The 26,202-nt window shown below is 50.7% G+C and carries 19 protein-coding genes and 1 pseudogene; 17 read left to right on the plus strand and 3 right to left on the minus strand.

The annotated features are described in order from the left end of the window. The 8 genes and pseudogenes from AC0YOB_RS31375 to AC0YOB_RS31410 form a co-directional block, all read left to right on the plus strand. The coding region (locus AC0YOB_RS31375) for an Ig-like domain-containing protein (RefSeq protein WP_475796126.1) at positions 1-5,182 on the plus strand (5,182 nt) is incomplete at its 5' end. A 342-nt stretch (positions 5,183-5,524) separates the two neighbouring features. Further along, a pseudogene (locus tag AC0YOB_RS31380) lies at positions 5,525-5,650 on the plus strand (S-layer homology domain-containing protein); the annotation flags it as partial. Between the two features lie 30 nt (positions 5,651-5,680). Beyond that, on the plus strand, positions 5,681-5,866 hold the full coding sequence (locus AC0YOB_RS31385) for an S-layer homology domain-containing protein (protein ID WP_475796127.1): 186 nt from the start codon (positions 5,681-5,683) through the stop codon (positions 5,864-5,866). A gap of 220 nt (positions 5,867-6,086) precedes the next feature. Then, a complete protein-coding gene (locus AC0YOB_RS31390) occupies positions 6,087-6,668 on the plus strand; it encodes a DUF4256 domain-containing protein (RefSeq protein WP_475796128.1) in 582 nt (193 codons plus the stop codon). A gap of 303 nt (positions 6,669-6,971) precedes the next feature. Further along, positions 6,972-7,919 (plus strand): helix-turn-helix transcriptional regulator, encoded by a 948-nt coding sequence (locus AC0YOB_RS31395; RefSeq protein WP_475796129.1) that lies wholly within the window; start codon positions 6,972-6,974, stop codon positions 7,917-7,919. A 207-nt stretch (positions 7,920-8,126) separates the two neighbouring features. After that, complete coding sequence (locus AC0YOB_RS31400) at positions 8,127-8,531, plus strand: VOC family protein (RefSeq protein ID WP_475796130.1); 405 nt, start codon at positions 8,127-8,129, stop codon at positions 8,529-8,531. A gap of 378 nt (positions 8,532-8,909) precedes the next feature. Then, positions 8,910-9,479: an SF0329 family protein gene (locus tag AC0YOB_RS31405; RefSeq protein ID WP_475796131.1), complete on the plus strand. Its 570-nt coding sequence runs from the start codon at positions 8,910-8,912 to the stop codon at positions 9,477-9,479. A 222-nt stretch (positions 9,480-9,701) separates the two neighbouring features. After that, complete coding sequence (locus AC0YOB_RS31410) at positions 9,702-10,181, plus strand: RidA family protein (protein ID WP_475796132.1); 480 nt, start codon at positions 9,702-9,704, stop codon at positions 10,179-10,181. Between the two features lie 227 nt (positions 10,182-10,408). On the opposite strand, the gene AC0YOB_RS31415 is transcribed toward AC0YOB_RS31410, so the two are convergent. Continuing rightward, positions 10,409-11,149: an alpha/beta fold hydrolase gene (locus AC0YOB_RS31415; protein WP_475796133.1), complete on the minus strand. Its 741-nt coding sequence runs from the start codon at positions 11,147-11,149 to the stop codon at positions 10,409-10,411. Between the two features lie 468 nt (positions 11,150-11,617). Between AC0YOB_RS31415 and AC0YOB_RS31420 the strand changes: the two genes are divergently transcribed. Further along, positions 11,618-12,352 carry a phosphotransferase family protein gene (locus AC0YOB_RS31420; protein ID WP_475796134.1) on the plus strand — a complete coding sequence of 245 codons (735 nt, stop codon included), beginning with the start codon at positions 11,618-11,620 and terminating at the stop codon, positions 12,350-12,352. A gap of 183 nt (positions 12,353-12,535) precedes the next feature. Here the strand turns inward: AC0YOB_RS31420 and AC0YOB_RS31425 are convergent, their stop codons facing one another. Further along, on the minus strand, positions 12,536-12,931 hold the full coding sequence (locus AC0YOB_RS31425) for a YmaF family protein (RefSeq protein WP_475796135.1): 396 nt from the start codon (positions 12,929-12,931) through the stop codon (positions 12,536-12,538). A 377-nt stretch (positions 12,932-13,308) separates the two neighbouring features. Here AC0YOB_RS31425 and AC0YOB_RS31430 point away from each other — a divergent pair, with 377 nt between their 5' ends. Further along, on the plus strand, positions 13,309-14,430 hold the full coding sequence (locus AC0YOB_RS31430) for a helix-turn-helix domain-containing protein (RefSeq protein ID WP_475796136.1): 1,122 nt from the start codon (positions 13,309-13,311) through the stop codon (positions 14,428-14,430). Between the two features lie 216 nt (positions 14,431-14,646). Here AC0YOB_RS31430 and AC0YOB_RS31435 read toward each other — a convergent pair whose 3' ends face one another. Beyond that, positions 14,647-15,051 carry a VOC family protein gene (locus tag AC0YOB_RS31435; protein ID WP_475796137.1) on the minus strand — a complete coding sequence of 135 codons (405 nt, stop codon included), beginning with the start codon at positions 15,049-15,051 and terminating at the stop codon, positions 14,647-14,649. A 387-nt stretch (positions 15,052-15,438) separates the two neighbouring features. Between AC0YOB_RS31435 and AC0YOB_RS31440 the strand changes: the two genes are divergently transcribed. From AC0YOB_RS31440 to AC0YOB_RS31470, 7 genes are all read left to right on the plus strand, one after another. Next, on the plus strand, positions 15,439-17,178 hold the full coding sequence (locus AC0YOB_RS31440) for a sensor histidine kinase (protein ID WP_475796138.1): 1,740 nt from the start codon (positions 15,439-15,441) through the stop codon (positions 17,176-17,178). After that, complete coding sequence (locus AC0YOB_RS31445) at positions 17,178-18,842, plus strand: response regulator (protein ID WP_475796139.1); 1,665 nt, start codon at positions 17,178-17,180, stop codon at positions 18,840-18,842. The genes AC0YOB_RS31440 and AC0YOB_RS31445 overlap by 1 nt, the downstream gene beginning before the upstream one ends. 102 nt (positions 18,843-18,944) lie before the next feature. After that, the gene (locus AC0YOB_RS31450; protein WP_475796140.1) at positions 18,945-20,621 is read left to right on the plus strand and encodes an extracellular solute-binding protein; all 1,677 of its coding nucleotides are present in this window, start codon (positions 18,945-18,947) and stop codon (positions 20,619-20,621) included. Between the two features lie 126 nt (positions 20,622-20,747). Continuing rightward, positions 20,748-21,647, plus strand: coding sequence for an ABC transporter permease (locus AC0YOB_RS31455; protein WP_475796141.1), 900 nt, complete (start codon positions 20,748-20,750; stop codon positions 21,645-21,647). A 14-nt stretch (positions 21,648-21,661) separates the two neighbouring features. Beyond that, positions 21,662-22,543, plus strand: a complete 882-nt coding sequence (locus tag AC0YOB_RS31460) for a carbohydrate ABC transporter permease (RefSeq protein WP_475796142.1) — start codon at positions 21,662-21,664, stop codon at positions 22,541-22,543. A 207-nt stretch (positions 22,544-22,750) separates the two neighbouring features. Continuing rightward, positions 22,751-24,556: a cache domain-containing sensor histidine kinase gene (locus tag AC0YOB_RS31465; RefSeq protein ID WP_475796143.1), complete on the plus strand. Its 1,806-nt coding sequence runs from the start codon at positions 22,751-22,753 to the stop codon at positions 24,554-24,556. Then, a complete protein-coding gene (locus AC0YOB_RS31470) occupies positions 24,549-26,117 on the plus strand; it encodes a response regulator (protein WP_475796144.1) in 1,569 nt (522 codons plus the stop codon). Before AC0YOB_RS31465 ends, AC0YOB_RS31470 begins: the two co-directional genes overlap by 8 nt. Positions 26,118-26,202 lie beyond the last annotated feature (85 nt).

A 26,202-nucleotide genomic window follows, 5' to 3' on the forward strand; every position in this document is an offset into this window, starting at 1 on the left:
GCAGCTCAGTCGGAATTACGACAAGACCGCGCCAACGGTGACGCTCAGCACGACGGCGTTGAATCCGACGAATGCGGCGTTTACGGTGACGGCGGAGTTCAGCGAGAACGTGACGGGCTTTGCCGCCAGTGATATAACGGTAGGGAACGGAACGGCAGGCGGCTTCAACGCGTTGAGCGGAACAAAGTATACCTTTGTGGTGACGCCAAGTGCAGACGGGCAGGTTACGGTCGACGTGGCCGGTGGTGTCGCAGTCGACGCGGCGGGGAACGGGAATACGGAGGCGGCGCAGCTCAGCCTGGTGTATGACAAGACGGCACCGACAGTGACGCTCAGCACAACGGCGGTGAATCCGACGAATGCGGTGTTTACGGTAACAGCGGAGTTCAGCGAAACTGTGACGGGCTTTGCCGCCGGTGATGTAACGGTAGGGAACGGAACGGTGAACAGCTTCAACGCGTTGAGTGGAACGAAGTATACCTTCGTGGTGACGCCGACGGCAGACGGTCTGGTTAGAGTCGATGTGGCCGGTGGTGTCGCAGTCGACGCGGCGGGGAACGGGAATACAGCGGCGGCGCAGCTCAGCCGGAATTACGACAAGACGGCGCCGACGTTGACGTTAAGTACAACAGCGGTGAATCCGACGAATGCGGTGTTTACAGTAACGGCGGAGTTTAGCGAAACTGTGACGGGCTTTGCCGCCGGTGATATAACGGTAGGGAACGGAACGGTAGGCAGCTTCAACGCTGTAAGCGGAACGAAGTATACCTTCGTGGTGACGCCGACGGCAGACGGTCTAGTTAGAGTCGATGTGGCCGGCGGTGTTGCAGTCGACGCGGCAGGCAATGGAAATACAGCGGCGGCGCAGCTCAGCCTGAATTACGACGGGACCTCGCCGACAGTGACGCTCAGCACAACAGAGGCGAATCCGACGAATGCGGCGTTTACGGTGACAGCGGAGTTCAGCGAGAACGTGACGGGCTTTGCCGTCGGTGATGTAACAGTAGGAAACGGAACGGCAGGCAGCTTCAACGCGGAGAGAGGAACGAAGTATACCTTTGTGGTGACGCCGACGGGAGACGGGCCGGTAACGGTCGATGTGGCTGACGATGTCGCAGTCGACGCGGCAGGAAATGGAAATACAGCGGCGACGCAGCTTAACCTGGTGTATGACAAGACGGCGCCGACAGTGACGCTCAGCACGACGGCGTTGAATCCGACGAATGCGGCGTTTACGGTGACGGCGGAGTTCAGCGAAACCGTGACGGGCTTTGCCGCCGGTGATGTAACGGTGGGCAATGGAACGGCAGGTAGCTTTAATGCGTTGAGCGGAACGAAGTATACCTTCGTGGTGACGCCGACGGGAGATGGTCTGGTTACGGTCGATGTGGCCGGCGGTGTCGCAGTCGACGCGGCAGGAAATGGAAACACAGCGGCGACGCAGCTTAACCTGGTATATGACAAGACGGTGCCGACGGTGACGCTCAGCACGACGGCGTTGAATCCGGCGAATGCGGCGTTTACGGTGACAGCGGAGTTCAGCGAGAACGTGACGGGCTTTGCTGCCAGCGATGTAACGGTAGGGAACGGAACGGTAGGCAGCTCCAACGCGGAGAGCGGAACGAAGTATACCTTTGTGGTGACGCCGACGGCAGAAGGGCCGGTTACGGTTGACGTGGCTGGAGGAGTCGCAGTCGACGCGGCAGGCAATGGAAATTTAGTGGCGGCGCAGCTCAGCCTGAATTATGACAAGACCGCGCCAACGGTGACGCTCAGCACGACGGCGGTGAATCCGACGAATGCAGCGTTTACGGTGACAGCGGAGTTCAGTAAAACCGTGACGGGCTTTGCCACCGGTGACGTAACAGTAGGGAATGGAACGGCGAGCAGCTTCAACGCAGAGAGTGGAACGAAGTATACCTTTGTGGTGACGCCGAGTTCAGACGGACTGGTTACGATCGATGTGGCCGGCGGTGTCGCAGTCGATGCGGCGGGGAACGGGAATACGGCGGCGACGCAGCTCAGCCGGAATTACGACAAGACCGCACCAACGGTGACACTCGGCACAACGGCGGTGAATCCAACGAATGCGGTGTTTACCGTAACAGCGGAGTTCGACGAAGCCGTAACGGGATTCACGGTGGTAGACGTTACGGTAGGGAACGGAACGGCGGATAGCTTCAGCGCTGTAAGCGGAACGAAGTATACCTTTGTAGTGACGCCGATGGGAGACGGGCTGGTCACGGTCGATGTGGCCAACGGCATCGCGATAGACGCGGCGGGGAATGGGAATACGGAGGCGGCGCAGCTCAGCCTGAATTACGACGGTAACTCTCCGGCCGTAACACTCAGCACAACAGCGGTCAGTCCGACGAAGGAGGAGTTTGCCGTAACGGCGGAATTCAGCGAGAACGTAACGGGATTCACGGTGGAAGACATTACGGTGGGTAACGGAACGGTGGGTAGCTTCGATCCGATAAGCGGAACGAAGTATACTTTCGTGGTGATGCCGACGGGGGACGGACCGGTCACCGTCGATGTGGACGGAGGCGTCGCAGTCGACGCGGCAGGGAACGGGAATACGGAGGCGGAGCAGCTCAGCCGAGTTTACGACAAGACCTCGCCGTCCGTGACCTTGTCAACGATGGCAGGAAGTCCGACGAATGCGGCGTTTACGGTGACGGCGGAGTTCGACGAGAATGTAACGGGATTTACGGTGGAAGACGTTACGGTAGATAACGGAATGGTGGACAGCTTCGACCCGATAAATGGAACGAGGTATACATTCATGGTGACGCCGACGGCAGAAGGGCGGGTCACGGTCGATGTGGCCGAAGCCGTTGCGCAAGATGCGGCGGGGAACGAAAATACGGCGGCGGCGGCGTTAAGCCTGACGTATGACGCCAGCGCGCCGTCTATCATTTTTAGCCCTGCCGGCAGCGCCGATCCGAAGCAACGGGTGGAAACGACCGTGACGGTGACGGATGCGGTCTATCTGCCCACGCTATCTTATGTATGGACACCAAGCGAGGCTTCCCCTACAGTTGAAGCATTGGAGTGGCAGCCCTTCTCAAACGGCGGCACGCTGATCCAGAGCGGTGGAAACGGAGATTGGTACCTGCATGTTCACACCATCGACCAATCGGGAAATGCCGCCGATGCGACATCCGGTCCGTATTTGCTGGACAATACCGCACCGGTCATTGTTCCGGTCGGTGACAATCCGTTTTACGTGCCGGCGGGAGCGCCATATGCGGAACCGGGTGCGGAGGCGACGGACAACATCGACGGGGCGCTGGATGCAAATGCGATTGCATTTAGCGGGGATGTGGATACAAACCGTCTGGGCCGCTTTGAGGTCCGGTACGAGGCGGGCGACCGGGCGGGAAATGTCGCGACGGTAACTCGAAGCGTTTATGTATACGATGGCGATCAGCCGTTGATACGTCTGAACGGCGGCAGTCCGATGGTCATCGCGCTGGACAGTATGTTCACAGATCCGGGAGCAACGGCACATGACGCGCAGGAAGGCAATCTGACGGATGCGATCACGGTTACTGGAGCGGTCTATACGAATACGGTGAATACTTATTACCTGACTTACGATGTGATGGACGGTGCAGGGAACGTGGCGCCGACGGTAACACGCTCGGTGTATGTCATTGCGCCACCGGTCGTTATGCTGCTGGGACTGCCTGCGATTACGATCGAGGCAGGCGAATCGTTTGCCGATCCGGGGGCGACGGCGACGGATGGCTATTACGGAGACCTGACCGGCCACATCACGGTGAGCGGAGCGGTCGATACGGACACGCCCGGCGTGTACACGCTGCATTACGAGGTGCGCAATCCAATCGGCCAATCGGCGGAAACGGTTAGAACGGTGACGGTGAATAGTGTCCCACTCCCCCCTTGGGGTCCCGGTGGCGGTGGAGGTAGCGGTGGCGGCGAAGGAGCGGTAATCGTTCCTCCTGCCGTCATTAACCCTGCAAACCGCTTGAGCATTACGATCAACGGAGTCGGCAATTTGGTAGAAGCAATATCGGAAACGGCAAGCGACGGCCGGACCGTGACGCGGCTGCGGCTTACGGTTGAGCAGACAGAGGAACTGTTCGCTGCTTTGGATGAGGCGGTCATCGAGGTCGCCGGGCTCGGTGATACGGTAACGGTCGAGTTGCCGGCAAAACCGCTTCTTGACGCGCTGAACTCGTATCCGAACGCGCAACTGCAAGTCATCGTGGACGGCAGCGGCCTGCCCATTCCGCTTACTGCCGTGGAAGCCGTGCAGGCGGATGCTATTGTGGAAGTGTCGATCGGAAAAGCTGCGTCGGCAAGAAGCGAAGCGCTTCGCAGCTCGATTGGCCGATCGGGGGCGGAAGCGCTGCTCAAGCACCCGATCGAATTTACGCTGCAAGCGGACCATCGGGCCATTGAAGGTTGGGACGATTCTTACCGGGAACGGACAATGGTGCTGACCGTACCGGCCGTTACGAATCACGCAACGGCCGTATGGATTGACGAGAACGATACGCTGCATTTCGTCCCGGCCGTATTCGCCGACGACGGCATGACGGTGACGACTCAATCGACGCAAGACGGCCTGTATACGATTATTGAGTCGGATCGGACATTTGCGGATGTGCAAACGCACTGGGCCGAGAATGATATCGAGCTGATGGCGGACAAGCTGATCGTTAACGGCCTGCCGGACGGCGGATTTGCACCGGACGCTTCTATCACTCGAGCCGAATTCGCAGCGCTGCTCGTGCGTGCGCTCGGCTTGCCCGAGGAGGGCGAAGATGGATTTTTCGCGGATGTGGATGCGGCGGATTGGTATGGCGGGGCGATCGGGACTGCGCAGCAAGCAGGCCTGATCGGAGGGTTCGAGGACGGAACATTCCGGCCGAATGCCACCATCACCCGCGAGCAGATGGTGACGATGATTGAGAGAGCGATGGCATACGCAGGGAAATCACCGAAGGCGGACGCCGACTCGGTATCGTTCGCCGACACAACGGACATCGCAGGCTGGGCCCGGGATGCCGTTGCGCAACTGGCCGGGACGGGAATCGTGCGGGGGATGACCGAGCATACTTTTGCGCCGAAAAAGAATGCCTCCCGCGCAGAAAGTGCAGTCATGCTAAAACGATTGCTGGAGTATATGCAGTTTATCAATTCATAGTCTGTTAAGCTGCTTCAGTTCGTGGCATTGCGTCCTGTCGCAGCTGCGCAAAAATGAACAGCGACAAGCGCCGCGCATCCTGGATAGACGGATGCGCGGCGCTTTGTTTGTCCCGGCCATGCAGCTGATTCGATAAAGTCGTGTGCGGCTCGGAGCGCGAGCCGGCGGGATGGGCAAGCCGCCTGCAGTCAAAAGAAAATTCCTTTCTCTGATATACAACCTTGGACGATTGTTCGCAGCGAGAGCGGAGTTTACCGCCATGCTCGTCCGGACTTTGGGACGGGGCACCTCCACCGGCAGTATAGAACTTTATAACGATGTAGATCCAGAGCATGGTATTTTGGAGTCGTGGCAGCAGCGAAGGAGCTTGGACTGTTAGGTTTCGCGAGCGGGAACAGCTTCAAGCCGGATCAACCGCTCACCCGCGAGGAAATGGCGAGTATGCTGGCCGCCGCGATTGCCCTTTAAGAGGTGCTGATCACTAAAGAATGGGTGAGCTTGGACGGCTACAAGGATATCGGAAGTGTGGACGCGTCCTATCTGGAGAACGTTCGTTTGATGGTGAAGCTTCAGATCATGACAGGCATAGGAGAGGATACTTTTAGTCCCAAGGGCGTGACGACACGCGCTCAGGCGGCGGTCGTATTCATTCGTACGCTGCATCAGCTTGGAATGATCGACTGATCCAATCGTCATATGCAGTTCAATCCCGCCTGAGTGGATAGCTTCATTCGGGCGGGATCTGGTATCTTCGGCGGTCGTGGGCCGGCAATTCAAGTAAATGGCTGAAGAATGCAGGCGATGGCTCAGTGGGGTTAGTTCATCGCGAACGTTTCGTTTGATTCGTTAAGTATTTAATGTAAAATTGATGTAACAAAGTAAGAACAATAAGGGGGAAACTAACATGACCAAGAAAAGTGAAGTCAGCAATAAACAAAAGTTGTCACCAGAACAACAAGAAGAACTACTCCGAACATTGAAAACCCGTTTTGATAAATACATGAACCGCCATAAAAGTCTTGAATGGACAAAAATACTAGTAAAGCTTGAAGCTAATATTGAAAAATTGTGGTCGCTCAATGAAATGGAAAAAACTGGCGGAGAACCGGATGTTGTTGGTCATGATAATGAGACAGGCGAATACATTTTTTGTGATTGTTCAGCGGAAAGTCCCAAAGGCCGCAGAAGTGTTTGTTACGACCGTGAAGGGCTGGAGTCAAGGAAAGAACATAAACCGGAAAACAACGCGATTGATATGGCTGCTGCCATGGGCATTGAGCTTTTAACGGAAGAACAATACCGGGAGCTGCAGAAGCTTGGAATTTTCGATACGAAAACATCGAGTTGGGTGAAAACGCCTGCCAATATTAGAAAACTCGGCGGGGCCATTTTTTGTGATCGTCGCTATGATACTGTCTTTGTATACCACAACGGAGCAGATTCCTACTATGCTGCAAGGGGGGTTCGTGGCTCGCTAAGGGTCTGACAGATAGTGCCAACATTCTATATAATTGTAAAGAGCTTAAGCGGCCCAAGAGCTCGTCATATCAAGGTTCCAGCGGATTGCAACAAATAACATCCCAGGTCAGAATGTTTCAGCATACGTGCTTAATATTGATGGTTCGAAAATGAGATGTGACAGTATCGCTCAAATGCATTGATTTTAATGTCTCTGTACACTTAGATGTATTATTTGACTAACGAGCAGTTAAGGTAAATCGCGGTGAACCTTGCCACAAGTGATGGCAAGGTTTTGGTGAACAGCATTAAGTTTCAAGGGGGGCAGCCAATGAACAAAACAGACCGTTTATTAGCCATCGTGCTGGAGCTGCAAAGCAGAGAAATGGTAAAGGGCGAAGAATTGGCGGACCTATTCGAAACCAGCGTGCGGACCATCTATCGTGACATTCAGGCACTTAGTGAAACGGGCGTGCCGATTATAGGTGCCCCAGGCACAGGATATTCTTTGATGAAAGGCTATTTCCTGCCGCCGATCAGTTTCACGGTAGAAGAAGCCGTAACCTTGCTTATAGGAACGGACTTTATCGAGCAACGATTTGATGATGAGTATCGCTTCAGGGCTCAAGCCGCTCGGAGGAAAATCGAGGCCATTCTATCGGAGGGCGTTCGCAATGAGACCTCTCGTGTGCGCAAGGCGCTGCGCCTGATCACTCCCGGTAAACGGGTCGCGCTGTCAAAAGAAAGGGAATATTTCAAAAAGATCCGTCGAGCGATATTAGATGAACGAAAGATCAGATTTCATTATTCGAAAGGGCTTGGAGATTCCAAGGGGAATCACCATAGTAATCGTACCGTCGCTCCCTATGGCCTGGTACTCGTTGAAGGATCTTGGATGCTCGTGGCCCATTGCGATCTACGCCAAGACATTCGCCATTTCCGTTTGTCCCGAATGACCGAACTTATCGATCTGGAAGAACGATTCGAACTACCGGCGCATTTTAACTTAAGGGAATATACCCCTCCGGATGATCGCCATTTGCGAGTTCGCCTTCGATTTAACCATGACATCGCAGATAAGGTGAAGGAATCGAACTATCATTACATGGAGGATATGGAAGAGCATCAAGATGGATTGCATGTGGTCTTACGCGTTCGTCAACTGGATGAATTGCTGCAATGGGTGCTTGGCTGGGGAGCGGGTGTGATCGTATTGGAACCTGAATCATTCCGAATTCGGATTCGTGAGGAGGCTCAAAAAATGTTAAGACGCTACTGACATAACGTTGTCAGTAGCGTTGTTTTATAATCGGGTATGTAAACGTAAAGGAGTGGTGAGAATAAATGCGAAGTACGTCTTGCATCGGTTGGGAGACATAGCCAATCTATTTTTTACAGCTACTATGCCCCTTAAGGAAGCTTCGCTGGTTCTGGCCCGCGATATGATAAGGTATTGTATCATTTATTATAGGAAGGATGATATCTTGTGAATTTCGCTTCTGTGCGCATCATTACCGACGACGTGGATCGTCTCGTCGAGTTCTATGAGAAAGTCTTGGGTGCTTCGGCGGAGCGCCCCGCGCCCGTTTTTGCCGAACTCGTTGTGCCATCATGCACCCTGGCAATCGGCCACTCCCAGACGGCGCAACTATTCGGCGCTGGTTCCGTAGTGGCGGCCAACAATCACACTGTCATCATCGAGTTCCGCGTCGACGATGTCGAAGCCGAATACGCGCGCTTGAAGCCATTTGTCGATGATTGGGTAAAGGAACCGACCACAATGCCGTGGGGGAACCGTTCTGTGCTTTTCCGCGATCCCGACGGCAACCTCGTTAACCTCTTCGAGCCGGTGACCGAGGAAGCGATCACACGGTTCAGCGGTAGGCGTTGACGGACAGTTAAAGTGAGTGAGGCCTCAATTTAGGGAGCGGCAACGATTCGTAAAATATATGGCCATCTAGTGCAGATTGTCTTAAAACGAGCAAATGTGAAAATTACGCATGCTAAAGAGGAATTGAATGAGGTAAATAAGAAGCTGAGGCATTTAAACGAAGTCCATACATGCGTTCCAAACACCTATCTTCCTCCTCATCGGGAGGTTTTTTTCATGCGAACATATACTAAGAGATAGGGGGTCGAATTCAGAAGAAAAATGAGAAACGCAAGGTGCTTGTATTTAGTATGATCGATGTGTTGGTTATTGTATTATGGATAATAGAGCGGCTGCCTCAATAGAGGTATTTTTATAATATAGAACATAGGAGGATACATGTCCTGGAGCAAATTGAAGCAACAACTGGAGAGTTTTCTCTGTCCTGCGTTATATGGGAGGGTCGAATACCGTTCAACCAGCTACCGTTATTTACCCGATAAAGCCGGACTTTGTTATATTACGGTAGATAAAAAGAACGTACTCAATATGAGTGACATAACTACCTTAATCAGATGGTATCAGACGGAGCTGGAAATTAAGAATGATTCAGATATCCAAATTCCTATCAACAATGAAGAAATTGAAGCGGTCAGAAAAGATACCAAGGGGATAGTTCCGGAGGAACGTCTAAAAGTAATTGCAAGAAGTAGAAAAATATCAGAATATGCAAAGGAGCTTTTGTCAGCACAGTCATCATTAAGCAAATCAAATTTTATCGTTGTAGCTAATAAGTTTTTATCCACTTCTATTGAGGAAAGCTTAGAGAGCAATGATATCTTATTGAATATTCTAGCTTTGGTGGATAGACGAGTGGGAAAAAAGCGAATTTTAAACATGACAGAGAAGATGAAGTTAAAGCATCCCATTGTGCAGTATTTTTATGAACTACGGCTTAGTACGTTATGAAAATAAATAACTCATTCACCTCCAATCTGGAGGTTTTTTCATGCCAGTTAGCGCTCGTTTGAGGCGTTTCCAGGATAACCTTTTTTCTATATAACGATTTGAAATCTATGCAATCAGCTGGCAACAGTGTACAGCACACTGGAGATCGCGGAGCATTCGTCAATTTGGCTACGAGATAATAGCATATGGTAAGATATTCAATAAATGAGAGGAGCTAAAGATATGGAAATTGAAAATCGAATCCAGGCATTGGGACTGTATCTGCCGGAGCCTGCTAAAGTTCCGCCGGATGTCCGCATCCACTTTGCATGGGCACGTGTCCACGGCAATAGGGTGTATATATCGGGACATGGCCCGCAAGCGGCTGACGGCAGTGTAATCGGTCCGTTCGGCCGGGTAGGAGCCGAGGTTACGCCGGAGCAAGCTACAGAGGCCGCGAGACTTGCAACACTGGCCATGCTGGGGAGCGTTAAACGCGCAATTGGCGATTTGGACCGTATTGCCGCTTGGCTCCGGGTTGACGGTTTTGTCCTGTCTGCACCGGGCTTTGATCGAACGACCAATGTGGTGAATGGCAGCTCCATGCTGCTCACCGAATTATTCGGCGAGGATATAGCCAGGCACGCACGCACCGCAATGGGAGTTGCGGCCACGCCTCTGAATTGCCCAGTGGTGATCGCGGCGGAGCTTGCGCTGCGCTAATAATATTCAGGAGGATGAGGAACGCCGTATCCTGCGACATTCCCTTCTCATATAAATAATGGCCGGTCGCCTTGATTTTTCAGAGCAGCCGGCTTTTTGCATGAAGGGGGAGATGGCAAAAAACCAGAGTGATCGCCATGCCAATTCACTCGTCCAGAGTGCAGCGGATTGGATCGGGCTGACCGGAGCGCTGCCGGCCGCTGTGCGATCATGCCCGGCGCCGTTACCTACTCGTTTGAAGTTTGGGCTATATGATTCAAATGAGAGGTTAGAACCTCCGGCTGCGAGAAGAACGGCGAGTGAGCCGTATCCATGGTGATGACTTCTTTGCAAGGAGACTGGGCGTACATTTGTCTTTGCAAACCAATCGAAATCGCTTTATCTTTGAGGGTTTCAATATATACCCGGGGAATCGATCCGAAATTATCGTCCGTTAGATGGACAGGCGTGATGAAAGGCCCCATCGGATCAGGGCAAATCCTTTCTTTGGCAAAAAGAACATCCTCATCGGAGCAATCGTCATAAAAGCTCGCCTTGACAAGATCTCCGTTGAGTGTCATGTATGTTTGATCGTCGCTTAGCACAACGGCAGAAGGCGTATCGGTGGTTGTATCTCTTTGCTCACTTTGAGCGATTTGAAGTACGGTCTGCCCATTTTTCGGAAGATATGCGCATAGATACACAAGCGTTTGAATTTTTTCCGGGCGGTACTCGGCTGTCTGTGAGATGGCGTGTCCACCCGAACTGTGCCCTACCAAAATCACCTTTTCAGACTCGTTGTCTAAAACGCTGCAAAGGCGGTCCGTGTAGTCCTTAAAGGTAACCTCTTGTACCGGTGTTGTATCTAACCCATGTCCAGGCAAGTCTATGGCGATGACTCGATGTCCTGCATTTTGCAGCGAAGGGGTAATTTTATCCCAGCACCATGCTCCGTGCCATGATCCATGAACCAATACGAAAGTACTCATGAAACAGTAATCCCCTTCCAATAATAAACATATTTCATGTTTATATAATTAAATCCGAATATAACCTTAAAAGAATTTAATTTTTTTGTCAATAAGACGGTGAGTGATTGCGCCGTATGGTTCTATTTTCCAGATTTTTAAACAAAGTAATAAAGTCAAGAAAAATGGGCTTATCCAAATTCCCGAAACTAACTGATGAAGCAGGATATGGGGTCTAGTCGTCCCTGCATTTGCTTATCCTATGTGTCGGAGCTGCCTATTCGACAAAACGTGGAGGCGGTTGCTGCACGGGTGAGGGATTAAACAGGATGCTTGTTTTTTCTTTAGGGAAAAGTTTGGTAATCTTATAGAGATCCCGATAACCGGACTCTGAGGTATTGTGAATAATAGACGACGGGACGATGTGAAACTCAGAAGAAAATCTTAACATTACCTACCATTAATGCTATTAAAGGCAGGGTGACATGAATGAAATATGGAAAAATAATGGGTGAAGGCAATACAGCAACTGTGTATGAATGGGAAGAAGGTACAGTGCTTAAGCTTTTCGTTCAGGGCTATCCAAAAAATGCAGTAGAAAGAGAATTCCAAAACGCCAAGGCAATTAATGATATGAACTTTGCAAAACCAAGGGCATATGAAATTATTAGCTGCGAAGAGCGAACGGGTATTGTCTATGACAGAGTGGAGGGCGAATCCCTGCGGGATTGGGTTTTGAAAACAGGCGACCTTCAGGGCTGTGCAGAATATATGGCGAGGCTGCATAAGACAATCGTTCAGAACAATGCCCGCAATGTACCGGATTACAAGGAATTTTTAAGATCCAATATATTAAACGCGCAGCCGCCTCATTTAATGGAACAGGAAGGAGCATTAGAAATCCTGGATAAATTGAAAGAAGGAAATACGCTTTGTCATGGAGATTTTCATCCGGGTAATATATTGCTGTCTAATGGGGATACCGTGGTGATAGACTTCATGAATGTGTGCCGCGGAGATTTTTTGTACGATGTTGCAAGAACTGTTTTTTTGGTGGAATATACGCCTGTACCTGCAGAAGCGAATGATCGGGAAACCCTTCTGCAGTTTAAGAAAACACTGGCAGACTTATATCTGATCGAAATGAATGTTACCCGGGAAATGATCAAGGATTATTTATCCGTCATTATTGCAGCCAGAGCGGGTGAATGTCCCAACGAATAAGGTCGGGCTTTTCTAAGAAGCGACTGTAGAGCCTGTCCAAAGAAGAAATGCTGGAAAACAGCCTTTTGGTGAATGGCGAGCAGTTACGGGAACAACATATGCCGCATATTCTGGTCAATCGTACAGACATGAAGGACGTATTGGAGAAAAACCGGATCATGTCCTTCATGTTTGGAAAACATCTCATCGACTGCTGACTTCATTACCTGTCCGCCCGCTGTAGGCATGCGAATGGGGACGACTGCCGTCGATTGTCGTAAACCCTTCAAATAAGTGATAATGCCCACCGCCGGGAAGAGCAATGGCAGGGCCGGTAGTTCCCTGGATGTGGTGGGTATGGCCTTGATTCATGGAAGTAACGGTATTATAGCCGTGTACGTGAGGAACACCGGTTGAGGCAGGGGCAGTCCAGCTTGCATATTGATGGGAATGTCCGTTATTTATAGAAGTTATACCGGACAAGGAATGAACATGAACAGGATTTCCGTTCCAAGACGTTATATAAAGCTTGTGTGAATGATGAGTGTCATCATCATCATCTCCGGAGTTCAATACGAATCCGGATACAGGAATTTTCATAAGAGGCTCCTTTCATTAAAAGGGTAAAGTACAGATTAGTGTATGGTGAATAATGTTGGGGGAAACGGCTTAAGCCTATGATAGTAAGACTTTCAGCGGTACGGATTGCTATAGCGTCATGAAGAAGGCTGCCGATGACCGGCAGCCTTCGCTGCAGCGTTACCGCAGGCGGCTTAAATAAAGTGTTATAAGACATTGAACTGGCATGCGTGCGAAGATCCTGTCGGGCAGCAAAAGACCCCGTTGAACCAGTTCAATGGGGTAATTTTAATATTGAGTAACAGGTCTCCATTCGGGGTTGGAAAATTAAATAAGCAATAATCCCTTGCTGGTTTTTTTCATCAGACATGAGAAAATCTACTAAAGGAGAAGATGTTATGAATATTGGTGAAAAGCTAAAGGCAAGAAGAAAAAAAGCAGGATATACCCAGGAAGAAATAGCAGAAAAGATGAATATTACAAGACAAACGCTGTCGAATTGGGAAGTCGGTAAAAACTATCCCGACATTGATTCCATCATTAAGCTAAGCCATATTTATGAGCTCTCCTTAGACGAATTGCTGTTAGGAAAAATCTTTTTTAAAGGAGCGTTTCCAATGATAAAGAAGTTGGCTGAAGTGGAAATTGGGGCTTTGATCAAAAAGCATTATCCCGCTGCATTAAATATTAGAGAGCTTCACGGCGGGCTGGTTTCACAAACCTACTCCTTTCAGGAAGGCGAGAATCGCTTGATTTTCCAGGCAGGAAATAGCTTGGAAGCATATGAAAAGGAAAAATGGATCGATAAAAATATTCATACCATTCTCCCGGTGCGCAAAGTGTTAGAGGTACACGTGACTGAGAACGAGCTTGTTTACTCCTTTTCAAAATTTATAGAAGGAAACAAATTGTTTGATTTAAACAGTCAGGAGTTACTTGATATTGTTCCTGCCGTAATAAAAACCTTGGAAGCCCTGGAGAAAATTGACGTCACTGATTCAGAAGGATATGGACGTTTTGATAAAACGGGACATGCGGCTTATCCCTCGTGGTTAGATTTTATTAAGGTAGTCTATAACGAAAATATTTATAATTGGTCGGCCTTGGAGAATAATGGATTAGACCCGGAAGTAGTGAAAAATGCCATTCAAGAACTAAAGGCACATATTAGCAGTGTCACATTAAAGAAAAAAAATATGGTTCATGGGGATCTGGGCTCATTCAACCTGTTGGCAAAAGACGATCAAATTACAGGAATTATAGATTGGAGTCTTGCGTTATATGGAGACCATTTGTATGAAAAGGCGAATATCTTGTTCTGGAATGAAGATAAGCTTCAGCCGCTTGTTCAACAAATTACTCAACGGTATATTGCTTCTCCCGAATCCAAAGAAAAGATCTATTGCTATATGCTCCGCATAGGATTAGAAGAAATCTACAATACCGTGATTCTTAAAGAAGTGGGCTATGACATTGAATGGGTTGCCAATCGATTGCAAAAAATTATGGACAATGATTAACACAATGTACAAGATGGAGGGAAAAGTGATTTTCAAGGTATAGGTTTAAGATCCTATTCAGAGGAAATATAAAAGCTAAATTGAAAATCATATTCACGAAAGTATGAATGCTGTAAAGCCAGGGGAGATCTAACGTGAGTTACGCATAAACGCCGAACCCCCAAAAAGCCCTCCCCGATAATATTTTCGGGAGGGCTTTTGCGCTTGCTTTTATCTTCAGGCAGTCGGTCCCGCGGTGGTGATCATCCACATGATGCCGTATTTGTCTTCGATTTGTCCGAACAAGGCTCCCCAGAACGCCGGCTCAAGCGGGCACTTCACATTGCCGCCCTCAGCCAGTTTATCGAAGGCTTCGCGGGCTTCGGCTTCTGTTGCGAACTCGAGACTCAAATTTATGGCGTTTCCCCGAACGATCGGCTCAAATACGGAATCGGACATTAAGAAATTAATTCCTCCTGCCATCAGACTCAAGTTAACGACTTTGTCCTTGAGCTCTTCCCTTGCTTCAGGAAGCTGCCCATGCGTCATAACGGACAGAATCTCTCCACCGAGCGCATGAGTGTAGAACTCGGCTTGAGCTCTTGCGTCCTCCGACATAATATAAGTGGTGTGTTTTGCCATCTCATAACTTCCTTTCATCCCTTGGTTTGTGGACTGTCTTGTCAGCCTCTATGAAGACAACGTATGAGATAGGATAAAATCGACAGATTCCAAAAAAAAGTTTGAGATATCCGGGAATATGATTATTCCAACTATAAAGGGTCATGGAAACAATCATTTAAATTAAGAATTCCTGCAGAAGAAATTGATGTATTTTTTGGTAGAGCCGCAATGCTCCGCTTAACAAAAACTTAAAAATGAGCGGCATTATGACAGGAGGATGCATGGTATCCATAGAATAACCAGAAAGACGCTGCAGCAGCTACATGCCATACAAGTGAGGAAGCGGTTGCGCGGAACAAGGCGTGCCTGCTTTTTTTTTGAATAAAAGAACAGGGGGGAAAAATAATGAAAGCGATGATACGGATAATCATGAGTTCGATCTTCGCCAAGCTTGTCGGCGGCTTCCTGCTCGCTATTGTTCCGATGTACATCGCCGGTATCTTCATGAATGAGCTGGGATCGCAAAGTGTAAAGCATGAAATCTCACAGTCATTAAGCGCACGCTCGAATTTCTTCATGCACACCTTCGAGCAGGAGCTACGCAGCACGGATCTGCTGATCCATGACTTATCGCAGGACAGCGACATGCAGAAGCTCAGTACGATTGCGCCGGCCATGTCCCGTCTGGAATATTACCAGGCCTTTGACCGGATTCAAAACAAGATGCGTCTCCTGAAAAGCTCCAATCAATATATCACCACGGCGGAGGCCTACATCCCGTTAATCGAGAAGACGATCCAGGAGACCTCCTATCTAACGGCGCTCCCGCGGGAGCAGATCGATGCCTTGGAGCGTAAATCGGATGGTATTCTCGCGGAATGGAATGGCAGGCTCCAGATGGGGACGGTCTATCCGGATTACCCCCGTAAAAATAAAGCGCCGAATTTTGCGATATTAACCGAGCTTAATAGGGGCAAACTGCAGGATTCGCTGGACAAACTGGTTGGCGCTGGCGGAGGCGGTGCTGCTCTGGTGGGGATCGACTCTAGCCTGTCGGTGTGGAACGATGGGTCAGAAGCATCGGCAAGGCAGATTGCGGCTGAGCTGCACGGGAAAATGTCGACAGACTTTTCCTCCTATGAAACCCAGCTGGAGTTTGAGGGAACGCGTTATTGGATCAATATGGAGAAATCCGTTTATCTGGATACCGTTCTTATTGTCTATGTGCCTGCCCATGAATTTTTGGGACCGCTTTCCAAGCATCGGGTCATCTTCTTTGGTCTATCAGGATTCTCTTTGCTCGTCATTATTATTTTTTCCTACTGGATCTACAACCGCATTCATCAACCGCTGCATCGGATGGTGAGGACGTTCCGCAAGATGGATCTGAATAACCTGCAGCAGATTGAGCTTCACCACAGTCACGAGGATGAATTTCGCTATCTGTATGAACAGTTCAACCAGATGGTTCGGCGCATTCGGATTCTCATACAGGAAGCCTATGAGCAGAAAATCCGTTCGCAGCGCTCGGAGCTCAAACAGCTGCAGGCGCAGATCAACCCGCATTTCCTGTACAACAGCTTCTTCACCCTTCATCAGATGGCACAGATGTATGATTTTGACCATATTGTGCTGTTTACGAAGCATCTGGGCTCTTATTTCAAATTCATCACCAGGAATGCCTCGGACGAGGTATCCCTCTCTGCCGAAGTGGAGCATGCCAAGTCCTATGCAGATATTCAGTCCATCCGGTTTCAGAGACGGATTGCCGCCAGCTGGGATGCCGTCCCTCCCGGATGGGAGCATCGCGAGGTGCCACTGCTCATTCTCCAGCCCCTGCTGGAAAATGCCTATGGACATGGGCTCGAAGAGAAGGAGAGGGGAGGAGAAATTGCCATCGGGATGACAGAGATCGACGGGCAGCTGCATATCTCCATTGATGACAACGGCGAGCGATTAACGGATGAGACATTGAGCCTCATGATAGAAAAGCTGGAGCAGCCAGTGGATGTGGGTGAAACGACGGGACTGTATAATGTCCATCGCCGGCTGCAGCTGAAGTATGGCCGCACTGGAGGCCTGGCATTCTCGAGGAGTCCAATTGGAGGCTTGCAAGTCACAATAATTCTGCCCGGAGGTGCGTGATGTATAGAATATTGATCGTGGATGACGAACCCTTCATCGTTGGAGGTTTGGCCAGCTTATGCACAGACGCGGAGCATCTGGAGCTTGAAATCTACACGGCGGCCTCTTCGGCCCAGGCCATGGAATGGCTCAGAAGAGTCAAGATCGATATTGTTCTCTCGGACATCAAGATGCCAGGGCTGAATGGACTTATGCTGCAGAAGGAGATTGAGAAGCAGTGGCCGCACTGCAAAGTGATTTTTCTGACGGGCTATGATGACTTTGACTATATTCAGGAAGCGTTCCGCGCAGGAAGCGTGGATTATATTTTGAAGACCGAGGGGAATGATACCGTTCTTCTGGCCCTCGAGAGGACACTGCAGCTGCTTGATGAGGAGAGGGCGATGGACAGCGTTCTCGAGAGAGCCGCAGAGCAAACGAAAAAAGCCTTGCCTTATCTGCAGAAGCAGTATCTGATGGATCTGCTCGAAGGGGATTCCGTTGCCTTGAAGGATCTGAAGAGATGGTTTGCCGAAGTGGAGATGGAGCTGCGTTTTGACCGTCCCTGTATGCTGCTGATTTGCCGCGTCGATCAGTTTAGGGAGAATACGCCTACATCCCGTTCTCTGTATCTCTACATGATTCAGAATGTTGTGGAGGAGCTGCTTAGTCCAAGCATTTCATTAATGCATCTCGAATATGATCGTTCCAAGATCGTGTGGCTGCTGCAGGTCAAGCATGATCACTCTCTGGAAGAAGACTCGAAGGAGCAGGTGCAGGAACGGGCGATGCGCTTCATTCACGGTACGCTGGAGCAGATCCAGCAGGTCTGCAAAACGCTGGATCACCTCAAAATCTCATTGGCTGCCGCCAGCGAATGGGTGGATTGGGGGCAGCTCCCTTACACGTTTGAGAGGCTCAAGCTGCTGCTCAGCAGCGGTCTTGGTATTGGGGAGGAATCCCTTCTCACCGGGAATCCGCAGCAGCAAACGGTGAATGAGAAGGACAAGCCGGAGCGTATGCAATTATCGGAGAAGAGGATGAATATGCTGCGCTCCTGCCTGGACAACGGGGAGAGAGACGATTTCGACCACACGCTGTCCCATATGCTGAGCACCTCCTTTCGGGCAGAGCAGACCGATCATCTGTTTAATATGATGCTCTATTATCGTCTGGTCTCCTTATACCTCCCCTATATATCATCGATAGAGGCAAGCAGCGCAAGAGAGTATGGACATCTCGTTGATCTGGACAAGCTGACGCGCCATGACGGGCATGGCTCATGGAGCGAGGCTGCGGATTATTTGCAGGAGCTGACGGCTGTCATATTCGCTACGCAGGAGAAAGGGAAGGATGAGCAGCAGCATGAGGTTATCAAGAAGGTGAAGCTGTTAATCGATGAGCATCTCTCCGGAGACTTGTCCCTGACTCATATCGGGGAGGCCGTAGGCCACAACCCGTCTTACTTGTCCAGACTCTATAAGCAAGTTACCGGTGAAGGATTATCCGAAGCGATAAACAGCGCGCGTCTTGGCAAGGCGAAGCAGCTGCTGCAGGAGACGAATGATAAGGTTCATGAGATCGCTGCGGCTGTCGGCTTCGTCTCACCTCCGTATTTTTATCGTTTTTTTAAGAAAGCGACCGGGATTACCCCTCAGGAATACCGGGAGATGATAAACACGTAAACAAAAGATAGTAAAGTCAAAAGATTAAAGTAGATGCCTCAACTTTCCGTCATCTATACTTTTTATAGAAATAGCAGTTATAAATTCGGGAGGGTGACGCGAATGAACAGGAAGAAGTCAGGTATCATGATGCTGCTTGTTTACACAGTCATGTTCGCTCTTATTCTTGGCGCCTGCAGCTCAAACAACGGAAACGGGAGCGGGGGAGAGGCGGCGAAGCCGGCTGGTAATCAGCCGTCAGGTCAGGAAGAAGCCGGAGCGGACACGAGTCCTCTTGGAGCTTATGATCCGCCGATTACCATTGATGCGGTTCGATATGTGGGAGAAGAGGTCAAGTTTCCGCAGGGTGATGATATTGAAAGCAATGTATGGAGCAAATTGTATAAGGAAATGGGCATCAACGTGAACTATAAATGGATCGTAACGGGCAGTGAGCAGTACGATTCCAAGCTCAATATTGCAATTGCATCCAACGACTTGCCGGACTTCATGCAGGTCAATGAGATTCAACTGCGCCAGCTCGCAGATGCGGACCAGCTGGCTGATTTGACCGGAGCGTTCGATCAGTATGCCAGTGATGATCTTAAGGCCGTCATGAACATCGATGCCAATGCCTTGTCATCGGCTACCTTTGATGGCAAGCTGCTGGCCATTCCATCCACCCAGCCTGTAATTGGAGGCTCGGCTCCGCTGCTGTGGGTGAGGCAGGATTGGATGGAGAAGCTGAAGCTGGAAGCTCCAAAATCCATGGATGATGTGGTGAAAATTGCTGAGGCCTTCGCCAAAGAAGGTAAGTATGGGATTGCCTTGACCAAGGATATAGGCAGTAACGCCAGCTCCATCGGACTGTTCAATGGATACGGCGGTTATCCGCGGATCTGGGTGGAGGACGGCTCCGGCAGGCTGCAGTACGGCAGTATCCAGCCAGAGATGAAGGATGCGCTGGTCAAGCTTCAGGAGATGTACAAAGCCAAGCTGATCGATCCCGAGTTTGGCGTCAAGGATACCGTCAAGGTATTCGAATCGATCACGAGCAATCAGATCGGGATGATCATTGGACCAAGCTGGTACCCGGCCTGGCCATTCTGGGACATGGTGAAGGAGAATGAGGCCGTGGATTGGGTATCCTATCCGATCCCTTCTGTAGACGGAGGGGAAGCCACGGTGCAGATGCCGTTCTCGGTCTCCCATTACTATGTCATGAAGAAAGATTACAGCAATCCTGAGGTCATCGTGAAGCTGGCCAACCTGTATTATGAGAAATTATACAGTGAGCAAGCAGAGTTTGATAAATACGGACAGGTCGTTACGGCTGACGAATCCATTGGCGTCAATAAATACTCCCTGGTAGAGGTTGTGAATCCAAACAAGGATTTGATTCGTCAGGAGGAGCTGGAGAAGGCCCTGGAGAGCGGCAGCGATGCAGATATTTCAAGTGCCGAAACCAAAATCATGTTCAAGGAATTTCAAGGTTATCTGGATGGCAGCAATCCCGCAGGATGGTCCGGCTACAAAGCAAGCGGGCCGGAGGGCTCCATGAAGCAGCTGCGGACGCTTAATGACAACCACAAGGTGCTCAGCAATGGCTTTGTAGGCGCGCCAACCGAGACGATGGCTGAGAAGAAAGCCACGCTGGACCGGATGGAGGAGGAGACGTTCACCAAGATTATTATCGGAGAGGCTCCCATTGAGGCATTCGACAAGTTTGTAGCGGACTGGAAGAAGCTTGGCGGAGATACGATTACGGAGGAAGTCAATGAATGGAAGGCAGGCAAGTAACCCGATATTCAAGAAGAGAGGCTCCATTAGGAGCTTTTCTTTCTTATAGCGGCCGGCTGGATTGTTCAACAAAGGAAGGACGCCATCAGCGAAGAGAGCAGAATTCGCACAGCTAGGAGGATTGCCATGCTTGGACAAAGCCTGAAGCGGCAGTGGCCGCTCTATCTTATGATTCTACCTGGATGCATAATCGTATTTATCTATGCTTACTGGCCCATGGCGGGGATTGTTATGGCCTTCCAGAAGTTTACGCCCTTCAAAGGCCTGTTCGGATCCGAGTGGGTGGGGCTGGATAATTTCACATACTTATTTGCCCTCCCTGACATCTGGCAGGTCATCTGGAATACCGTGTTTATTGCCTTTATGAAAATTGGCGGGGGACTCATCGTTCCTGTAGTGATCGCGCTTCTGTTAAATGAAGTACGCGGCACATTCGTGAAACGCGGTGTGCAAACATTGATTTACCTGCCGCATTTCTTGTCCTGGGTCATTCTGGGCGGGATATTTATCGATATTCTCTCGCCTGCGACAGGGATTTTCAATCAGATCTTAGGGCTGCTCGGGATCGAGCCAATCTTCTTCCTCGGCAGTAATGCATGGTTTCCCTATACGCTTGTAGTGACAGATATCTGGAAGGAATTCGGCTTCAGCACCATTGTATATCTCGCCGCCCTGACTTCGATTGATCCTTCACTGTATGAAGCGGCGACCGTAGATGGGGCGGGGAGATGGAAGCAGACATGGCATGTAACGCTGCCGGGTATGCTGCCGATTATTATTCTGCTGTCGACACTGAGCTTGGGCAATGTCCTGAATGCCGGCTTCGATCAGGTTTTTAATATGTACAGCCCGATGGTCTACGAGAGCGGGGATATCCTGGATACTTTCATCTACCGTATTGGTCTGCAAGGCGCGCAGTACAGCGTGGGGACGGCAATCGGGTTATTCAAATCAGTCATTTCCCTGGTCTTTATTTTGACATCGTATGCGCTGGCATCGCGATTAGCCAACTACCGGATATTTTGATAGGGGGGAGCATTATGCATCACGACACACCAGGACGCAAACTGTTTCTCACTATCAATAATGTGATGCTGATTGGGCTGGCGCTGTTGTGTTTTCTGCCCATCATTCATATATTGGCGGTTTCTTTAAGCTCCAAAGGCGCGGCTACTGCGGGGCTGGTGAAGCTGTGGCCGATTCAATTCACGCTGAGCTCTTACGAGTATGTATTAAATAAACCGCAATTCCTCATATCGATGTGGGTGACGGTGCAGCGGGTGGTGCTTGGAACGTCAATCAGTATGCTCCTGACCCTGCTGGTGGCGTATCCGTTGTCCAAGGAAAACCACCAGTTCAGATTTCGTACCGCCTTTGCCTGGTATTTTGTATTTACGACGCTTTTCTCCGGCGGCTTGATTCCCTGGTATATGACGATTCGGGATACGGGACTCATCGACCATATCTGGGCACTCGTTATTCCTGGCGCGGTGCCGGTGTTTAATGTCATCCTGCTGCTGAACTTCTTCAGGGGCTTGCCCCGTGAGCTTGAGGAGTCCTGCTTCATGGATGGCGGGAATTACTGGACCAGCCTGTGGCGCATCTATGCGCCATTGTCTCTGCCGGCGATGGCCACCGTTACGCTGTTCACGATTGTGGGCCACTGGAATTCCTGGTTCGACGGCTTGATCCTGATGAATTCACCGGACAATTACCCGTTATCCAGTTACCTGCAGACCGTCATTGTACAGGAGAACCTGTCGAATATGACGGCTGACCAGGCTGCCGCGATGGCGGACGTGTCCAACCGTACCTTCAAGGCGGCACAGATCTTCATCGGCTCGCTGCCGATCTTACTCGTCTATCCCTTCCTCCAGAGGTATTTTGTGAAAGGGATCGTCCTGGGCAGTGTGAAAGGCTGAAATGGATAGGGGACCAATAAGAGTGCATGTGTCACGTATCTGTGGCATATGCACTCTTTATTCAGCTTTGACCATGGAAAAACTTCAGTACATCCGCAAGCTCAAGTTGAATTACAAGAGAAAATCGGGGGAAAAAGTGTTTGTCAATGCGCAACCCAACTGATAATCTTAATAATTAATCCATACACAACAGAGAAGGTGCCATCTGTGTCCGAAGGACTCCATCATTCAAGTTTCAGGAATTCCTCACCGCTGCTCAGGCGGCTCTCCATCAAGCACCGGCTGCTTGCGGCTTTTCTGATTACCTCCCTTTTGCCGGTTTTATTCGTTGCCCTGTATTCCAATATGAAGTATGAAGCATCGATTTCGGGCAAGCTCAGCGCCTCCTCCGTGCAAGTACTCACGGAACTGGCCCAGAACGCCAAGCGTGAGCTGGAGCAGTATGAAACCTTGAGCGAAGGCATTATTATCAACGGATCGATTCAAAGCGGCCTGCCGGCATTCGGGACAATGACCGACTATGAGAAAAACGGGCTTCAGACCCGGATTAAAAATGAGTTGGGTCAGCAAATTTTCCGTCTGAGCAATTTATCCAACGTGGTCATCCTCACGAACGACGGACAAACGGTATTCGATTTGGGCTACGAATGGTACCCGGACAATCAGCTGAACAAGCTGGCGGAAGCTGTCGACACGTCGCCCGGCAATGCATATTGGACATATATCCGCTCAAATCGGGGGACGAATAGGATTGCGCTCAGCCGGATGATTTACGCGGAAGACAATATGAATGAACGGCTCGGATTTCTCATTATTCTGATCGATGAGAAGGTGTTCACCAGAAATACATATAGACAAGTCGATTTGGGAGCGGGCAGCAGCATCTACATTTCCAATGCGAACGGAATGGTCGTATCCTCCGTATCCCCGGAAATTCCCCAGGGCACCTTGTTCGAGAAGAGCGAAGTATTCGACAAGGTGACCGGGCAATTCAAGGAGCAAGCCTTCTACGCCCGCGTTGACGGGAAGAAGACGCTGGTGGTGAGCAGCTACATCCGGTCTGCGGACTGGTACCTGATCGGATTGGTTCCCCACGCTTTTCTCGTGTCGGAATTATCCGAAATGCGGGGTGACATCGTATTTATCTGCCTGCTCACGCTGCTGCTCTCCGGCATGCTGGCCTTGTGGATTTACTTCAGCATCAGCAGTCCCATGCGGTCCCTTCTGCAGTATGCGAACCAGATTCGCCTTGGCCAGCTGGAGACCAAGATCGGGACGTCGCACCCCGACGAAATGGGCAAGCTGACAGAGACGATCAACAGGATGGTTGAGCAGCTCAAGCTCCTGATCTATCAGGTCAAGACCGGGCAGCAGGCCAAGCGGGATGCCGAGCTTAAGATGCTCCAGGCGCAGATCAATCCGCACTTCCTGTTCAACACGCTGAATTCGTTAAAGTGGAGCGCCATGATGAGCGGCAACGAATCCGTCAAGCAGGGAATCGAATCCTTGTCCGAGCTGCTGCGCAATACGATTCTCGTCAAGGAGGAGTTTATTCCTCTGGAGAGCGAGATAGAGAACCTGCTTCATTACGCAACGATTCAGCGCATCCGATATGGGGATTCGTTCAAGCTTTCCTGCGGGATGAGCCATGAAGAGCTGTACACCTGTCTGGTACCCAAATTCATTTTGCAGCCCATCGTCGAGAATTCCATTCTTCACGCGGGAAGCGAAGACGGACGAAGAGTAGGTATTAAGGTAGAGGGCTTCAAGGATGGGCCCTTCCTTCGGATAAGGATTGAGGATGACGGTAAAGGCTTTGACATGAAAGATGTACAGGCCCGGGAAAAGTCGCATGCCAAGCTGTCCGGGATAGGAATGGCCAATGTGGATGAACGGATCCGCATCCATTTCGGAACCGCATACGGATTGATCACACGGAGCGAGGTCAACACAGGAACGGAAACCATTATTACGCTGCCTATTCTGACGAAGGAAGGTCAGGAACATGTATAAGATACTTATTGTGGATGACGAAATGATCGTCCGCCATGCCGTCAAAACGTTAATCCAATGGGAGAGCTTCGCCTATGCCGGTTCTGCCGCCAACGGCTTGACCGCCCTGGAGATGGCCCATAAGACGGGCGCGAATATTATCATTACGGATATCAAGATGCCGGAAATGGATGGACTGGAGCTAATCAAACGGCTGTCGGCCGAAGGGTTCGACGGGGAAGTGCTCGTACTGAGCAACTATAACGATTTTGATCTCGTGCGGGAGGCTCTGAAACGCGGGGCGCACGACTACATGCTCAAGCTGACGCTGAAGACGGAGAGCTTCATGCAGACGCTGGAGGAGATGGCCTCGAAGCTGGATGGCAGAAGGGCGAAGCGTCAAGCCGCGCCGGAAGCTTCCGCGAGCCATTCCGGGATACAGGATCGGATCCGCGCGATGCTGCAGGAAATGGATTCGGTTCAAGCCGGGCAGCCGCAGCGGCTGCCCGCCCATGCGAAAGAGGATTTTCCTCTGGAACAGGGGCTGCGCATCTATTCGTTCGTCGTCCTGCTGCACGGCGATGAACGGGGGCTCCGCCAGTCGGGCGGCTTTCAGGAGACATTGGTCAAGCTGGCGGACGGCTTGTTTCCGGGCAACCGTTGGACGAATGTCATTCGCACCGGTCAGCTGCGGTTCCTCCTGGTCACCGCTTATCAGACAGACCAGCTCTCCGCCGATCCGCAAGAGCTGGCACGCCGGATGATGAGTCTGGTAACGATGTATTACAATGTGCGGATCGGCGTGGTTTATGCCGCGGTGGCAGCGGGAGTGGAGGAGCTCTCTCAAGAAATGAGCCGGAACCGGCAGGCGGAGGGCTTGCTCTTCTATTCGCAGCCGAGAATAGGGGGCATTTCGAACCGCTTGGCCACGATAGAAGATGACGAGGAATTCCGGGTCGCGGAGGCCAGGCTGCGCGACAGCCTGCGAAAGCCGAATAGCGGCGCGATCGATCTATGGACGGAGAGCGCAATGAGACTTGTCGAGACTGCAGCCGAGCGGCATATCCATCCCCGCGTGCTGAAACGGGCTTTGAGTGGAGGCATATGGAGCGTGGCCAACGCGGAGGAGCTCGGAATCCGTCATGCCTGGGATGAGAAGCCGTGGCTTGAGAAGGTGGAAGCGGCGGATACGGACGTACAGCTGATGGAAACGATCCGGGAGCTTGCCGAGGAAGTCTCCGAATCCATTGGGAAGTTTCCTGCGCTGCCTGGCGCACGGGAAGAAGTGAGAGAAGCGCTTCTCTATCTGGAGAAGCATTATTCGGATCGGGTTTCCATTGCGGACGTTGCCGCCCATGTCAACTTGTCCGGGCCGTATTTGTGCCAGGTATTCAAAGCAGAGACGGGTCAGAGCATACTGACCACCCTTAACGAAATTCGCATGGTCAAAGCTTACGAAATGCTCGCATCCGGCAAATATCTGGTCAAACAGGCGGCCATCGAGGTCGGAATTCCCGATCCGTTCTACTTTAACCGCCTGTTTAAAAAGCGTTACGGAATCGCGCCGAAACATGTGAAATAGGAAGCGGGCCGGGAACCGGAATCCTGTACGATCCTATAATGCCATCGACAAAATGTCCAGTTCCTGTCTTCACGATGGGGAGTCA

It is taken from the genome of Paenibacillus sp. JT31N17 (assembly GCF_056269255.1).